This window comes from Reyranella sp., assembly GCF_965279625.1.
Taxonomy (GTDB): Bacteria; Pseudomonadota; Alphaproteobacteria; order Reyranellales; family Reyranellaceae; genus Reyranella.
Genome location: NZ_OZ257251.1, coordinates 5,509,719 through 5,524,141 on the forward strand (window position 1 = coordinate 5,509,719; position 14,423 = coordinate 5,524,141).

Annotated in this window: 13 protein-coding genes; 5 read left to right on the plus strand and 8 right to left on the minus strand. The window is 66.6% G+C overall.

Going from position 1 to position 14,423, the window contains the following annotated elements; all coding sequences use genetic code 11:
- The first annotated feature begins 13 nt into the window (after positions 1-13).
- The gene (locus tag ACQY78_RS26770) at positions 14-1,114 is read left to right on the plus strand and encodes an AI-2E family transporter (RefSeq protein WP_428681033.1); all 1,101 of its coding nucleotides are present in this window, start codon (positions 14-16) and stop codon (positions 1,112-1,114) included.
- On the opposite strand, the gene ACQY78_RS26775 is transcribed toward ACQY78_RS26770, so the two are convergent.
- Positions 1,115-1,969, minus strand: a complete 855-nt coding sequence (locus tag ACQY78_RS26775; RefSeq protein WP_428681035.1) for an SDR family oxidoreductase — start codon at positions 1,967-1,969, stop codon at positions 1,115-1,117.
- Between the two features lie 10 nt (positions 1,970-1,979).
- The gene (locus ACQY78_RS26780; RefSeq protein WP_428681037.1) at positions 1,980-3,185 is read right to left on the minus strand and encodes a CaiB/BaiF CoA transferase family protein; all 1,206 of its coding nucleotides are present in this window, start codon (positions 3,183-3,185) and stop codon (positions 1,980-1,982) included.
- A 116-nt stretch (positions 3,186-3,301) separates the two neighbouring features.
- On the opposite strand from ACQY78_RS26780, the gene ACQY78_RS26785 reads away from it, so the two are divergent.
- From ACQY78_RS26785 to ACQY78_RS26795, 3 genes are all read left to right on the plus strand, one after another.
- Positions 3,302-4,003 (plus strand): dienelactone hydrolase family protein, encoded by a 702-nt coding sequence (locus ACQY78_RS26785; protein WP_428681039.1) that lies wholly within the window; start codon positions 3,302-3,304, stop codon positions 4,001-4,003.
- 126 nt (positions 4,004-4,129) lie between these two features.
- Positions 4,130-5,305: an iron-containing alcohol dehydrogenase gene (locus ACQY78_RS26790; protein ID WP_428681041.1), complete on the plus strand. Its 1,176-nt coding sequence runs from the start codon at positions 4,130-4,132 to the stop codon at positions 5,303-5,305.
- A 99-nt stretch (positions 5,306-5,404) separates the two neighbouring features.
- A complete protein-coding gene (locus ACQY78_RS26795) occupies positions 5,405-6,259 on the plus strand; it encodes a CmcJ/NvfI family oxidoreductase (RefSeq protein ID WP_428681043.1) in 855 nt (284 codons plus the stop codon).
- A 136-nt stretch (positions 6,260-6,395) separates the two neighbouring features.
- Here the strand turns inward: ACQY78_RS26795 and ACQY78_RS26800 are convergent, their stop codons facing one another.
- The 3 genes from ACQY78_RS26800 to ACQY78_RS26810 form a co-directional block, all read right to left on the minus strand.
- Complete coding sequence (locus tag ACQY78_RS26800) at positions 6,396-7,337, minus strand: IS110 family transposase (RefSeq protein WP_428676459.1); 942 nt, start codon at positions 7,335-7,337, stop codon at positions 6,396-6,398.
- 233 nt (positions 7,338-7,570) lie between these two features.
- Positions 7,571-8,290, minus strand: a complete 720-nt coding sequence (locus tag ACQY78_RS26805) for an alpha/beta fold hydrolase (RefSeq protein ID WP_428681045.1) — start codon at positions 8,288-8,290, stop codon at positions 7,571-7,573.
- 3 nt (positions 8,291-8,293) lie between these two features.
- The gene (locus ACQY78_RS26810; RefSeq protein WP_428681047.1) at positions 8,294-9,148 is read right to left on the minus strand and encodes an SDR family oxidoreductase; all 855 of its coding nucleotides are present in this window, start codon (positions 9,146-9,148) and stop codon (positions 8,294-8,296) included.
- A gap of 81 nt (positions 9,149-9,229) precedes the next feature.
- Between ACQY78_RS26810 and ACQY78_RS26815 the strand changes: the two genes are divergently transcribed.
- Positions 9,230-10,672, plus strand: a complete 1,443-nt coding sequence (locus tag ACQY78_RS26815; protein WP_428681049.1) for an amidase — start codon at positions 9,230-9,232, stop codon at positions 10,670-10,672.
- Positions 10,673-10,681: 9 nt separating this feature from the next.
- On the opposite strand, the gene ACQY78_RS26820 is transcribed toward ACQY78_RS26815, so the two are convergent.
- Genes ACQY78_RS26820 through ACQY78_RS26830 form a run of 3 tightly spaced genes read right to left on the minus strand, consistent with a single transcriptional unit; the run spans position 10,682 to position 14,375 of the window.
- Positions 10,682-11,650 (minus strand): Bug family tripartite tricarboxylate transporter substrate binding protein, encoded by a 969-nt coding sequence (locus ACQY78_RS26820; protein ID WP_428686517.1) that lies wholly within the window; start codon positions 11,648-11,650, stop codon positions 10,682-10,684.
- 47 nt (positions 11,651-11,697) lie between these two features.
- Positions 11,698-13,557, minus strand: a complete 1,860-nt coding sequence (locus tag ACQY78_RS26825) for an acetyl/propionyl/methylcrotonyl-CoA carboxylase subunit alpha (RefSeq protein ID WP_428681051.1) — start codon at positions 13,555-13,557, stop codon at positions 11,698-11,700.
- Complete coding sequence (locus ACQY78_RS26830; RefSeq protein WP_428681053.1) at positions 13,557-14,375, minus strand: enoyl-CoA hydratase/isomerase family protein; 819 nt, start codon at positions 14,373-14,375, stop codon at positions 13,557-13,559. The genes ACQY78_RS26825 and ACQY78_RS26830 overlap by 1 nt, the downstream gene beginning before the upstream one ends.
- Positions 14,376-14,423 lie beyond the last annotated feature (48 nt).

The following is a 14,423-nucleotide window of genomic DNA, read 5'->3' on the forward strand; positions in this document are numbered from 1 at the left end:
GGGGGAGACGGCGATGATCGACACGGAAAAGGGCAGGGCGGAAGTCACTCGGTTCACGATCGACGTTGCGATCCGCCTCGGCCTGATCGCCTGCGTCATCTATGTCAGCCTGCTCCTGCTGCAGCCGGTGGCGGCCCTGATGATGTGGGCCATCATCCTGTCGGTGGCCGTCTATCCCTTGTTCGACATGGCCCGGCGCCGCCTGCACCTGCGGGACGGGATCGCGGCCTCGCTGTTCTCCATCCTGCTGCTCGTGCTGCTGCTGACGCCGGTCGTCCTTCTCGCAGCGTCCGCCGTGGGAAGCCTCGACGAGTATGCCCGGATGCTTCTGCGCGGCGAGCATGTCGTGCCGCCGCCGCCCGAATCGGTGAAGGACTGGCCGATGGTCGGCGCGCGCGTCTACGACTTCTGGCTGACTGCGTCCAACGATGCGCGAGCCCTGGTGACGGCCCATGTCGGGCAGCTGGCCTCGGTCGGCCGCTGGATGGGAGGTATCGCGGCGGGAACCTTTCTCGGCGTCCTGCAGTTTGCCGGCGCCATCGTCGTGGCGGGCGTCCTTCTGGCCTATTCCGACGAGTTGACGGGAACGCTGCGCGGCCTCGCGGTGCGGGTGGCCGAAACGCGCGGCCGGCACTTCCTTGAGATCGCCGGGTCGACCATCCGCAACGTGTCGCAGGGCGTCATCGGCATCGCCCTCCTGCAGTCGGTGCTCCTGGCGATCGGCATGCTGGTGGCGGGCGTCCCGTTTGCCGGCGCCATCACCTTCGTCTGCCTTGTGCTGGCGATCGTGCAGGTCGGGCCCAATATCGTCATGATTCCGGTGATCATCTGGACGTGGATGTATCTGCCGGCCCTGCATGCCGGCCTGTTCACGGCCTATACGCTGCCGTTGCTGCTGGTCGACAATGTGCTGCGACCGATCCTGATGGCGCGCGGCCTGCCGACGCCGATGGCGGTGATCGTGGCCGGCGTCATCTGTGGCACGCTGGCAGGTGGCCTCATCGGCCTGTTCGTGGGCCCGGTGGTCCTGTCGGTCTTCTACGATTTGCTGGTGGCCTGGATCGCGGCGGGCCGGAAGGTCGATCAGGTCGACGTTCCGGCCCCCGCGGCCTGATTACTTCTTCTTCGGACGGATCGCGTCCCACTGCTCGTCGGTCCAGTCGAGCATGGCCGAGGTGTTGGCGCCGCCGCCGCCCGACTGCAGCATCTTGCCGCCGTCGATGACGATCGCATCGCCGTTGATGTAGCCCGCGCCGTCGCTCACCAGGAAGGCCGCGAGGTTGGCCAGCTCGATATGTTCACCGGTGCGGCGCATCGGGATCGCCTTGATCATGTCGTCCTGCGCGCCGCGTTCCTTCGGCATCAGCCGACTCCAGGCGCCCTCGGTCGGGAACGGGCCGGGCACGATCGCGCAGGTGCGGATGCCCTTGGGACCCCATTCGACGGCCAGGCTCTTGGTCATCGCGAGCACGCCCGCCTTGGCCATCGCCGAGGGCACGGTGAAGGGCGCGCCGGTCAGCGACGAGACCGTGAGAATCGACATCACGACCTTGTTGCGTTCGCCGGCATCGATCCAGCGGCGGCCGGCCGCGACGGTGCAGTAGGCCGAGCCGTGCAGCACGATGCCCAGCACGGCGTCGATCGCCCGCGAGGACATCTTGTGGGTCTGAGCGAGGATCTGGCCGGCGGCATTGTTGACCAGGATGTCGAGCGGGCGCTTCTCCCAGATCTTGTCCATCATCGCCTCAACGGCGTCGGGGATGCGCACGTCGCAGCCCACCGTCTCGATCTCGCCGCCGGTGTCCTTAGCGAGCTCGGCCGCGGTCTCCTTCAGCACGTCCTCGCGGCGGCCGCAGATGATCACGTTGGCGCCGAGTTCTAGGTAGCGGTGCGCCATCGAGCGGCCGAGGCCGGTGCCGCCGCCGGTGACCAGGATGCGCTTGCCCTTGAGCAGGTCGGGTTGGAACATCTTCTTTTTCCTACTTCTTGATTTCAGTGAGCGCGATGCCGGCGGCGACCAGACTGTCGATCTCGCCGGCGGAATAGCCGGCTTCCTGGAGCACCGCGCGGGTGTCGGTGCCGAACTTCTTGGGCTTGGTGCGCACCTTGGGCGGGGTCCGGGAGAGCTTCACGGGATTGCCGACGTTCCGCCAGCCGTCCTTCTCCCACACCATGCCGCGATGCTTGGTGTGCGGCGCCTCCATCACGTCGGAGACTTCCAGCACGGCGGCTGAGGGCACGCCGCCCTTCATCAGCTCCTGCGAGAGCTCGTTGGCGTCACGGTCCTTCAGCAGCGCGCGCAGCTCGGTCTCGAGCTCGGCGCGATGGGCGACGCGCTCTTTGTTGGTCTTGAAGCGCGGATCGTCGGCCAGTTCCGGCTTGCCCAACATCTTCGTCAGCTTGGCGAACTGCCCGTCATTGCCGGCCCCGACCACGATGTTGCGGGTCTTGGTCGGAAAGTTGGAATAGGGTACCAGGCTCGCGTGGCTGTTGCCGACGAGCTTGGGCTTGAGGCCCGCCATGAAGTAGTTCGGCGCATGCGGCTGGTGCAGCGCAATGGCGCTGTCGTAGAGCGTCGCGTCGACGAACTGGCCCTTGCCGGAGCGGTTGCGCTCATAGAGCGCCATCATGATGCCGATCGTGGCGTTCATGCCGGTCGAGAGGTCCACCACCGGCACGCCGATGCGGACCTGGCCGCCCTCGGGCGAGCCGTTGACCGAGACGAGGCCGGCCGAGGCTTGCACCATGGCGTCGTAGCCCGGGAAGCCGCCCAGCGGCCCATCGGCGCCGAAACCCGAAACGCGGGCATGGACCAGTCGCGGGAACTTCGCGGCCAGCACGTCGTGGTAGCCGATGCCCCACTTCTCCATCGTGCCGGTCTTGAAGTTGTCGATCAGCACGTCGGCGGTCTCGAGCAGCTTCAGCAGCACCTCGCGGCCCTCGGGCTTGGAGAGGTCGAGCGCGATCGTGCGCTTGTTGCGGTTGATACCGGCGAAGTAGGCCGAGATGCCCTCTGCGTCGAACGGAGGGCCCCAGGTGCGGGTCTCGTCACCCTGCGGCGGCTCGATCTTGATCACGTCGGCGCCGTGGTCGGCCAGCATCTGGCCGCAATAGGGGCCTCCCAACACACGCGACAGGTCGATCACTTTCAGGCCCTCGAGCGCGCCCCCGCTTGCCACCGCCATTTCGTTCCACTCCTCGCATTCAGACAGGAGGCGCGGTTATAGACCATGGGGCTGGAGCCCGGTACCGTGCGGGCATGATCGAACGCGAGCTGGATATCGCCACGCAAGATGGCGCCATGAACACTTATACGGTGCGGCCCGACGATGGCGGGGCGCTACCGGTCGTCATCATGCTGATGGACGCGCCGGGCGTACGCGAGGGACTGACGGAAATCTGCCGGCGGATTTCGCAGTCCGGCTACTACGTCCTGCTGCCCAATCTCTACTATCGCAGCACGCGCGAATTCGTCTGCGGCCCGACCCGCAACCATCCCGACGGCGAGGCCAATCTGAAGCGCATGTTCGGCCTGATGGAGTCGATCTCCAACGCAAGGGTGGCGGCCGACACGGGCGCGGTGCTCGACGTGCTGCCGACCTTGCCCGACGCCAAGCCCGGCAAGGTGGGGCTGGTCGGCTATTGCATGAGCGGCGCCTTCGTCACGGCGGCGGCGGCGGCGCATCCCGACCGTATCGGCTGCTTCTCCTCCTACTATGGAACGCGCCTTATCACCGAGAAGCCGGACTCGCCGCACCTGATGCTGGGGGACATCACGGCCGAGGGCTACTACGCCTTCGCCGAGCACGACACCTACGTGCCGCTTTCTGACGTCACAAAGTTCGAGACTCTGCTGGCGTCCGCGCCGTTCCCGTCGCGCGTCGAGACCGAGGCGGGCACGCATCACGGCTACGCCTTCTCCGACCGCGGCAACCTGCACGAGGCCGCCCGCGAAAAGCACTACGAACGCATGCTGGCGCTGTTCCGACGGCACTTGAGTTAAGCGCATCACCTCACCCTGAGGAGCGGCCAACGGCCGCGTCTCGAAGGGTGAGCAACAGTCTTGTCGTTGCCCATCCTTCGAGACGGCGCTGGCGCGCCTCCTCAGGATGAGGAGGGGGAGTTGGACATGTTGAACGGTATCCACGGACATCAGGACATCGAGCGCGTCGTCTACGGCAAGCCGGCGGGTGTCGCGTTGCGCGCCGAGGCCGAGCGGCTGGGCGCGAAGAAGGTGTTCATCACCACCTCGAAGTCCGTGGCGCAGAGCGCGCTGCTCGCGTCCGTGATCGACGGTCTGGGCGACCTGCACGCGGGAACCTATGCCGGCATCACCGCGCACTCGCCGCGGCCCTGCGTCGTCGAGGGCGCCGCGATGGCGCGCGCGGCCGGTGCCGATCTGATCGTCGCGGTGGGCGGCGGCTCGGTGATCGATGCTACCAAGACCATTCTGATCGCGCTGTGGCAGAACGTGACTACGGTCGACGAACTCGATGCCTACCGCGCGGGCAAGCCGAAGGAGGGCGCGGCGCCGCCGTCCGAGGCCATCCGGCCGCCGGCCGATGCGATCCGCATGATCGCCGTGCCGACGACGTTGTCGGCCGCCGAGTTCAATGCCTTCGCCGGCATCTCCGATCCGCGCAAGGGCATCAAGGAGAGCTTCGGCCATCGCCTGATCGTGCCGCGGGTCATCGTGCTCGATCCCGCCGCCACCCTGGCGACGCCCATGGACCTGATGCTCTCCACCGGCCTTAAGGCCGTCGATCATGCCGTCGAGCGTCTCTGCTCGCAGCAGGCGCATCCCTTCGTGCTGGGCACCGCCACCGAGGCGCTGAAGCTGCTCGCCCGCGCCCTGCCGGCGCACAAGGCCAATCCCGACGACATGGCGACGCGGCTCGATCTCCAGTTCGGCATGTGGCTGTCGATCGGCGCCGGCACCTCGGGCGTCGGCGTGGGCGCGAGCCACGGGATCGGCCATGTGCTGGGCGCCGCCTGCCATGTGCCGCACGGCCATACGTCCTGCGTGATGCTGCCGTCGGTGCTGCGCTGGAACCTGCCGGCCAATGCCGAGCGGCAGAAGCGGGTAGGGGAGGCCTTCGGTCAGCCGGAGGCCGCGGCGGGAGACCTGGTGGAAGGGCTGGTGAAGTCCCTCGGCCTGCCGGGACGTCTCTCCGAAGTGGGCGTCGGCAAGGATCGCTTCCGCGAGATCGCCGAGAAATCGATGCATGACCGGGCAGTGCTGAACAATCCGCGGCCCATCAAGGGGCCGGAGCAGGTGATGGAGATCCTCGAACTCGCTGCCTGAAGCGACATGACCCCATGAAATCTTCTCGTGAGCCCGAGGGGTGGCAAGCAGCTAAAGCCACACGACCTAAGAGGAGCCAACGCAGTCACGGGTGAAACCATGGTCGATGTCCGAACCGCCGAATCCACCGCTATGCGGCCGCCGCTCGCCGGCTGGGTCGATGCACCGGTGAACTACCTGGCCGATCTCAGCGTCAAGCCGGTGACCTACAATCCACCGCATGGGACTGGCCTGCCGCGCCGGGACGGCAACTACCGTGACTTCACGGTACGGATTCACGATGCCCGTCCGATCGCGCGCGATCTTTCGCTCGATCGCCAGGCGTTTATCCTGACGCACCACGACACGGCGGTGCGTGACTTCTATGACGAGGAAGAAGTGCGCACGAAGTACCACGCCGAGGTCGAGGCGCTGATCATGCGCGAGACCGGCGCGTCGAAGGTGGTGGTGTTCGACCATACGGTGCGCACGGCCGACCGCGCCGTCGAGCGTGGCCTTAGGACACCCGTGCGCAGCGTGCACAACGACTACACCGAGAGGTCGGGCCCGCAGCGGGTTCGCGATCTGCTCCCGCCCGAAGAGGCCGAACGGCGCCTCCAGAAGCGCTTCGCCGAGTACAATGTCTGGCGCAACATCGATCACGCGCCGATCGAGATGGCGCCGCTCGGCTTCGTCAATTCGGAGAGCATCGCGCCGCGCGACCTGGCGGTCTGCGACCTGGTCTATGCCGATCGTACCGGCGAGATCTATCAGGGCGTCTACAACGCCGATCACCGCTGGTTCTACTTCCCCAAGATGACGCGGGACGAGGCGATCCTGATCAAGTGCTACGACTCGCTGAAGGACGGCCGTGCGCGCTTCTCGTTGCACTCGGCCTTCGACGATCCGACCTCGCCCGCCAATCCTCGGCCGAGGCAGAGCATCGAGGCGCGGGCGTTCGCGTTCTTTGATTAAAGCGCGTTCACACGCGCCGGTTCAAATTGCGCACTTCTTGTCATCCTGAGCGAAGCGAAGGGTCTAACGTTAGCTGCGCAGTACCCTGGTCGTTCCGCTAGGTCCTTCGCTTCGCTCAGCAACCATTAAGAATGCACTATGCGGCGACGCGGCGAGATGAGATCCACGGGGTGCCGCGGGCGACGACGGCGTTGACCTGGATGAGCATCTTGCGCGCACAGGCGATCATGATCTTACGATGGGGTTTGCCGGCGGTCTTCAGGCGTTGATACAGCGCCTTGATGGCCGGATTCCAGCGGAAGGCTGCCGCGAGGCTGGCGGCATAGAGCGCGCGACGCACCCGATCGCGGCCGCCGCCGATGCGGCTCTGGCCTCTCCATTTGCCCGACTGCCGCACGAAGGGAGCCAGCCCCGCCAGGGAGACAATCGGTTCACGCTCGAGACGCCCGAGTTCGGGCAGCAGCAGCAGCAGGCTGAGCGCGGTGCGCTCGCCGACCCCGTCGACGCTCTGGATCAGTTGCAGCCGGGCCAGCAGGTCAGGCTCGGCGGCGATGCTCTTCATCAGCAGGATCCGCTCTGCCGCCTCGCGCCGTTCCAGCCGCTCGACCTCCCGGCGCAGGAAGCGGCGCACATGCGCCAGATGCGCGGCCTCCAGGCGCGTCTTGGCCCGCACCACGTCGTCCTCCAGCTGCTCGATCAGCCGCAGATGCTCGGCAAGGGGAACCAGCCGCGCATCCGAAGCCTCGTGCACCTTGTCGAGCAACGCCGCGCAGGTGGCGATCAGCGCCGCATCCAGTGGGTCACTCTTGGCCCGGCGCAGGCGGTATTGCGCGAACGCCCGGACCTGTAGGGGCTGCAATACCGCTACTTCGAAGCCGGCCTCGCGCAACGTGCCAGTCACTTCCTGCGAGTACGAACCGGTGGATTCCAGACCGACCCGCACGACCTGCGCCGCGCGGAGCCATTGGATCAGCTGGTGATGGCCGGCCGCACTGTTGTCGAACGCCATGCGGTCTGCCGCGCCGTGCAGCGCCACGTCCAGCCGCGCCTTGCCGATGTCGATCCCGGCTACGACCATGCTAACATCGCTCATCTTCGTCCATCCTGCCTCGTCTTCGAACCTGGAGTTCGGGCAACCATCCGGATCGGGTGAAGAGGCCGGCCGCGATCTTGCTGAGCTCATCCCCCAAAGGGATCAGACGACGTCGATCCGACGACCGGCCGCGCGGGCCCGGATGGCCATCCGGGCCCGCGCGCTCCTTGCGAAGCGTCTAAAGGCTAGCCGTTTTTGCTAAGACGAGGACGACAGTCTTAGCTCGCCGCAATCGCCGCGAGATGTTCCACGAGTTCTTCCGGATTGCTGAAGAACGGCGAGTGTCCGCTTTCCAGTCGCAGCACCTTGCACGGGGTCGCCTTCACCATCGTGCGCTGCAGGGCGATGCGAATGGCGTTGTCGTGGAGGCACTCGATGTACCAGCGCGGCACCGAGCCGAAGCGCTCCTCGGTGAGGGTCAACGGGGTGGTCGAGATGGCGATCGGCTGCGGGCGGAGCCGTTCCATCGCCTTGTAGCGATCCTCCGGCGAGACGTCGGCGTAGAACAGGCTCGGCAGCTTGTCGCGCGCGAAGGTATAGGTCTTGCCGTCGGGGCTGACCTGCCGCGACAGCCGGAACATCGTGTCCGGTTCCAGCGCCGTCATGTCCTTGCCGCTCTTGCCCGAGGTCGGCAGCAGGGCGCAGAGATAGACCAGCGCCTTGATCTTGCGCCGCCGCGCCTCCGCGAGCTGGCTGATCGTGACGCCGCCCAGCGAATGGCCCACGAGGATGACCTGCTCCTCCATCTTGTCGAGGAGGCGCGCCAGCTTCTCGACATTGTCGGCAAGCGTGACGTTGGCCGGCGGGGTCTGGTCCTTGCCGAGGCCTGGCAGGTCGGGCGCGCAGACCTTGTGGCCGGCCGCTTCCAGCAGCGGCACGACCTTCTCCCAGCACCAGCCACCGGTGCAGGCCCCATGGACCAGCAGGAACGTCGCCACGCGCTAGGCCTTTCCGACGACGGTGCGCGCGCCGGGGGCGGGCACGAAGAAGTCGGGCATCAGCGGCGTGCCAGGCGAGACGGCGTATTTGTCGAAATCGGTGACGCCTTCGGCCGCCAGCACCTCGTCGTCGATGAAGAAGTTGCCGGTGCAGTCGCGCGACGGGCGGCTGAAGATCGCGTGGGCGGCATCGGCCATGATCTCGGGCTTGCGGCACTGCTTCATGCCTTCCTCGCCGCCCAGGATGTTCTGGATCGCCGCGGTGGCGATGGCGGTGCGCGGCCACAAGCAGTTGAAGGCGACACCCTTGCCTTTGAATTCCTCGGCCATCGACCAGGCGAAGACCGACATGCCGTACTTGGCGAGCGTGTAGGCGGCGTGATTGGCGAACCACTTCACGTCGAAGTCCAGCGGCGGCGATAGGTTCAGCACGTGTGGGTTGGCGGCCTTCAGCAGGTGCGGGATGCACTTCTGCGAGACCATGAAGGTGCCGCGCGCGTTGATCTGGTGCATCAGGTCGTAGCGCTTCATCGGCGTGGCGAGCGTGCCGGTCAGGCTGATGGCGCTGGCATTGTTCACCAGGATGTCGATGCCGCCGAACTTCGCGACGGTCTCGGCCACGGCCTTTTCCACGCTCTGCTCGTCGCGGATGTCGCAGGCGAGCGGCAGCGCTTTGCCGCCGGCCTTCTCGATCTCGTCCGCCGCGGTGAAGATCGTGCCGGGCAGGCGCGGATCTGGCGTCACCGTCTTCGCGGCGATGGCGATGTTGGCGCCGTCGCGCGCGGCCCTCAATGCGATCGCCAGTCCGATGCCCCGGCTTCCACCGGTAACGAACAGGGTCTTGTTACCCAAGCTCATAGCGTCCCCAAGAAATCTTCGGGCTCTATAGCCGGGCCGGGGTAGCGGCGGCTAGTGTCGCCACACTCAAGGGAGACATGCATGAATCCGTGCTTCGAAACGGCGACCAGACTTGCACGCGCCATACGAAACGGACGCTTGAGTTCGGTGGAAGCGACGAAGGCGCATCTCGATCGGATTTCACGTGTGAACGGGACGCTGAATGCACTCGTACTGGTCGACGAGGCCGGAGCGATGAAAGCCGCCCGGGCCGCCGATCGTGCCCGCGGCCAGAAGAAGGCCCTGGGACCCTTGCACGGCGTGCCGATTACCATCAAGGAAGCCTTCGACGTCGCGGGCCTCAAGACAACCTCCAGCCATCCCCCCTTGAAAGACAATGTCGCGGCGGAAGATGCCAGCCTCGTCGCACGTCTGCGGGCAGCGGGCGCGGTGATCCTCGGCAAGACCAATGTGCCTGAGCTGTGCGCAGACTTTCAGACGGACAGCCCGATTTTCGGCACTACCCTCAATCCATGGGACGAAAGTCGTACGTCGGGTGGCTCCACCGGCGGAGGCGGCGTCGCCGTGGCGGCCCGCCTATCGCCGCTGGAACTCGGCAGTGACATCGGCGGTTCGGTGCGCAATCCGGCGCACTTCAACGGCATCTTCTCGCTGAAGCCTACCGAATGGCGCGTGCCGGGACACGGCCACGTGCCGGATCTCCCCGGAGCGACGCGAAGCACCCGCTACATGGGCACGTTCGGCCCGCTGGCGCGCTCGGTCGACGATCTCGAGGTCGCGCTACGCATCATCGCCGGGCCGGACGGCTACGAGACCGAGGCAGCGCCCGTGCCGCTCGGGCCGACGCCCAAGCTCACGGCCAAGGGGCTGCGCATTGCCGTCCTGACCAGCAATCCGCTGGTGCAGGTTTCGGCCGCGACGGCTTCGGTCGTCGAGGCGACGGCGAAGCTTCTGTCGAAAGCCGGCGCAAAAGTGAAGTATGCCGAGCCTGAAGAGATGGACTGGCAGCAGGGCTGGGACGACTGGTCGGACCTGTTCCAGTACATGATCCAGAGCGAAAAGCCGCTTGCCGAGCGCGAGCGGCATTTCGACAGGCTCGAGTCGCCCGATCCGACCAGACGCTCGCTCGCTCGTGCCGCGCGTCTCAGCATGGCCCAGTTCTTCGCCGTGCTCGACCGGCGGGACCGCATCGTGCGTCAGTGCGAGACCTTCCTCGACGACTACGATGCCTGGCTGATGCCCGTGATGCCGGATGCGGCGTTCGTCCGCCAGCCGCAGAAACTGCCGCTCAAGGTCGACGGCGTCGACCATCCCTATTTCTTTGCGGGCACCGCCTACAACTTCCTGGGCAACCTGACGGGCCAGCCCTCGATCGTGCTGCCCTGCGGCTTCTCGAAGGAGGGCTTGCCGATCGGTCTGCAACTCACCGGCAAGCGCTGGGGCGAGGCAAAGCTGCTTGGCGTTGCCAAGGTGCTGGAGAAGCTCCTGCCGCCGTGTCCGATGCCGCCGTCTTTCGCGTCGTGAGGGGCCGCCTCACTCCACCTTCACGCCGGCCTTGTCGATGATCGGCTTCCATTTGGCGAACTCCGCCTTCTGGTAGGTGCCGAACGCATCCGACTTCATCTGCTCGGGCGTCGGAATGTCCTGTCCCAGATCCTCGAGCTTGCGGCGGATTTCCGGATCCTGCAGGGCCTTGATGGCCGCCGCGTTGAGCTTTTCGACAATATCCTTCGACGTTCCCTTGGGAGCCCAGAGCCCGTGCCAGATCGCGACCTCGATGCCGGGAAAGCCGGCCTCGGCGGTCGTCGGGATATCCGGCGCCGCCGCAGTGCGCTGCCTGGCGGTGACCGCGTAGACCTTGAGCTTGCCGGCGCGGACATGCGGCAGCGAGTTCGACGACTGGTCGATCATGACCTGGATCTGGTTGGCGATCAGGTCCTGCACGGCGGGGCCGGTGCCGCGATAGGGCACGAGCTGGTAGTTCGTGCCGGTCACCGCGAAGAAGGCCAGTGCGCCGATATGCGAGCCCGAGCCCATGCCGGCCGTACCGCCCGAGATCTTGTCGGCATTGGCCTTGAGGTAGGCCACCAGCTCCTTGAGGTCCTTGGCCGGGACCTGGTTGGAGGTCACGACCAGCAGCGGATTGGACGGCAGGAGCGCGATCGGCTCGAGATCGTTGATCAGGTCGTAGTTCAGGTTCTTGTAGATCGCCCCGTTCACGACGTTGGTGCCGAGATGGCCGATGCCGATCGTGTAGCCATCGGGCGTGGAGCGGGCGAGCTTGCCCATGGCGATCGATCCCGCCGCGCCCGTGACATTGTCGATGATGAACTGCTGGCCCAGTTCCTTGCCCATGCGCTCGCCGACGATGCGCGCCATGAGATCCGTCGGGCCGCCAGCCGCGAACGGGACGATCAGGTTGATGGGCTTGTTGGGATAGGCCTGGCCGAAAGCGGGGCCGGCAGCGGCAACCACGAGCAAGGCGAGCGCAACTCTACGCAGCATGGCAAATCCTCCCAGAACTTCTCTTGTTGGGAGGGAGCGTAGCGCTAAGCGGCGTCCGGCTCCATCGCCACCAGGACGGTCCGGTTCGAGACCTGCTGGCCTTCCTGGACCGAAATCGTCTCGATCTTCGCGTCGAGCGCCGCCTTGAGCTGATGCTGGATCTTCATGGCCTCCAGCACGATCAGGGTCTGGCCGCGGCTGACCTTCTCGCCCGCACTCACCTTGATCGACACGATCCGGCCGTCCATCGGCGCACGCAGCTTGCCGTCGCTGCCGGCTGCCGCTGTCTCGGGCGGAGCATAGGTCTTGTCGGTGAATCGAACGGTGAGCGCATCGATGTCGAGCACGATGTCGTTGCCGTCGATATGGAACGGCACTTCGACCGGATCGGGCTCGCGGACCTGCACAAGCCGCTCCTGGCCGCCTGCAGCCAGTCGGATCGGCGTCGGCTCGGGATTAGAATTGCGCCAACCTCGCATCGCCGGCGGATACTTCTGCGCCGAGGCCTGCCACAGCAGGTTCGCCGCGGCGGTCCAGTGCGCGTCGCTGATCGCCGGTGCGGGGAACTCGTGCTTGGTGAGGAAGGCGGTCGTGGCCTCGCCGGCGGCGAAGTCGGGATGCTCCAGCAGGCGGATCAGGAAGTGCCGGTTGGTGGTCGGTCCGAGCACGACCGTCTCAGCGAGCGCTCTGACCAACCGCAGGCGAGCTTCCTCGCGGGTGGCCCCATGCGCGATCACCTTGGCGATCATCGGATCGTAGTAGGGCGAGATCGCGAGCCCGTCCTTCATGCCATGGTCGATGCGAACGCCGGGGCCGGTCGCCGGACGCCACACGTCGATGCGACCGGTCTGCGGCAGGAAGCCGGCATAGGCGTCCTCGGCGTACAGGCGCACCTCGATGGCGTGGCCGGTGAACGTCACCTGCTCCTGGCGCAGCGGCAGGTGCTCGCCGCGTGCGACGCGGAGCTGCCATTCGACCAGGTCGAGGCCGGTGATGGCCTCGGTCACGGGATGCTCGACCTGAAGGCGGGTGTTCATCTCCAGGAAATAGAAGGCGCTGTCGGCCCCCAGCAGGAACTCGACCGTGCCGGCGCCGCGATAGCCGATGGTCCGCGCGGCGGCCACGGCCGCGGCGCCCATCTGGTCGCGCAGCGTGGCATCGACGGCGGGCGAGGGCGCTTCCTCGATCACCTTCTGATGGCGGCGCTGCACCGAGCAGTCGCGCTCGCCGAGATGGATGACGTCGCCATGGGCGTCGGCAAAGACCTGGATCTCGACATGTCGTGCATCGACGATGGCCTTCTCGAGGATCAGTTCACCCGAACCGAAGGCGCTCTCGGCCTCGGCGCGGGCGGTGCGGATCGCCTCCTGCAGGTCCCTCTCGTCCTGGACGAGACGCATGCCGCGCCCCCCGCCGCCGGCCGCGGCCTTGACCATGACCGGCAGGCCGATCTTACGCGCCTCGGCTTCGAGATTGGCGTCGCTCTGATCGGCGCCCTGGTAGCCCGGCACGCAGGGCACGCCGGCGTCGATCATGCGCCGCTTGGCGGCGGCCTTGTTGCCCATCGCGGCGATGGCCGCCGGCGGCGGGCCGATGAAGGTGAGGCCTGCCTTCTCGCAGGCGGTGGCAAAGGCTTCGTTTTCAGACAGGAATCCGTAGCCGGGATGAATGGCGTCGGCGCCACTCCTGTGTGCGGCTTCGAGGATGCGATCGATGCTGAGATAGCTCTCGCCCACGGGCGGCGGGCCGATGCGAACCGCCTCGTCGGCGAAGGCGACATGCGGCGCGTCCCGGTCGGCGTCTGAATAGACCGCGACCGTGCGATAGCCCATCGCCTTGGCGGTCCGCATCACTCGCCAGGCAATCTCGCCGCGGTTGGCGACCAGGATCTTGGAGAAGGTCATTACTCGATGGCCCAACGCGGCGGCCGCTTCTCGGCAAAGGCGCGCAGACCCTCGCCGGCTTCAGGGCCGCGGCGCGCCTCGGCGAACTTGTCGGCGGCGAAGTCGAGCACGGCCGACAGCGGCTCGGTCCCGACCTTCATCACCACCTGCTTGGTGAGCGCGTTGGCGAGGGGGGCGCACTTGTCGATCTGCTTCAGCACTTCTTCGAGCTTGGCGTCGAGGGCGGCGGAGTCTGCGACCAGATAATGGGCGATGCCGAGCCGCAGGGCCTCGGGCCCCTTGAAGCGCGCGGCCGTGAGCGCCAGGTGCCGCGTCTGTGGCACACCGATGCGCTGGGCGACGAAGGGCGCGATCTGCGCCGGCACGATGCCGATGGCGGTCTCGCTCATGGCAAAGCCCGCGCCCTCGGTACAGATCGCCACGTCGGAGACGCAGAGAATGCCGAAGCCGCCGGCAATGGCGTAGCCCTCGACCGCCGCCACGACCACCTGCGGCGTGCCGTTCAGCATTTCGAGAAAGGCGCCGAACTGGCGGTTCCAGACCGCGATCGGATCCTTCTCGCCGGGCTTGGGCTTGTCGGTGAAGCTCTGCTCCATGTTCTTCAGGTCCGCGCCGGCGCAGAAGGTGCCGCCTGCACCGCGCAGGATCACGACCTTGATGTCGCGACGGTCGCGCAGGATGCCGAACACCGACTTCAGCTCCTCGATCAGCGTCGGGTTCAGCGCATTCTTCACTTCCGGCCGGTTGAGCGTCACGTAGAGACGCGAGCGCTCGCGACGGAGGATGAGGGCTTCGTACTTGTCGGCGAATTCAGTCATTACAAACTCCTCCGCAACGCACTTCGGTTCCCACGCCATGACAGGGTT

Excerpts from the sequence above, each read along its gene's own strand:
- ACQY78_RS26825 (WP_428681051.1), bottom strand. The coding sequence starts at position 13,557 with ATGACCTTCTCCAAGATCCTGGTCGCCAACCGCGGCGAGATTGCCTGG.
- ACQY78_RS26775 (WP_428681035.1), bottom strand. The coding sequence starts at position 1,969 with ATGTTCCAACCCGACCTGCTCAAGGGCAAGCGCATCCTGGTCACCGGC.
- ACQY78_RS26795 (WP_428681043.1), top strand. The coding sequence starts at position 5,405 with ATGGTCGATGTCCGAACCGCCGAATCCACCGCTATGCGGCCGCCGCTC.
- ACQY78_RS26770 (WP_428681033.1), top strand. The coding sequence starts at position 14 with ATGATCGACACGGAAAAGGGCAGGGCGGAAGTCACTCGGTTCACGATC.
- ACQY78_RS26830 (WP_428681053.1), bottom strand. The coding sequence starts at position 14,375 with ATGACTGAATTCGCCGACAAGTACGAAGCCCTCATCCTCCGTCGCGAG.
- ACQY78_RS26800 (WP_428676459.1), bottom strand. The coding sequence starts at position 7,337 with ATGGTCGTAGCCGGGATCGACATCGGCAAGGCGCGGCTGGACGTGGCG.
- ACQY78_RS26810 (WP_428681047.1), bottom strand. The coding sequence starts at position 9,148 with ATGAGCTTGGGTAACAAGACCCTGTTCGTTACCGGTGGAAGCCGGGGC.
- ACQY78_RS26790 (WP_428681041.1), top strand. The coding sequence starts at position 4,130 with ATGTTGAACGGTATCCACGGACATCAGGACATCGAGCGCGTCGTCTAC.
- ACQY78_RS26815 (WP_428681049.1), top strand. The coding sequence starts at position 9,230 with ATGAATCCGTGCTTCGAAACGGCGACCAGACTTGCACGCGCCATACGA.
- ACQY78_RS26785 (WP_428681039.1), top strand. The coding sequence starts at position 3,302 with ATGAACACTTATACGGTGCGGCCCGACGATGGCGGGGCGCTACCGGTC.
- ACQY78_RS26780 (WP_428681037.1), bottom strand. The coding sequence starts at position 3,185 with ATGGCGGTGGCAAGCGGGGGCGCGCTCGAGGGCCTGAAAGTGATCGAC.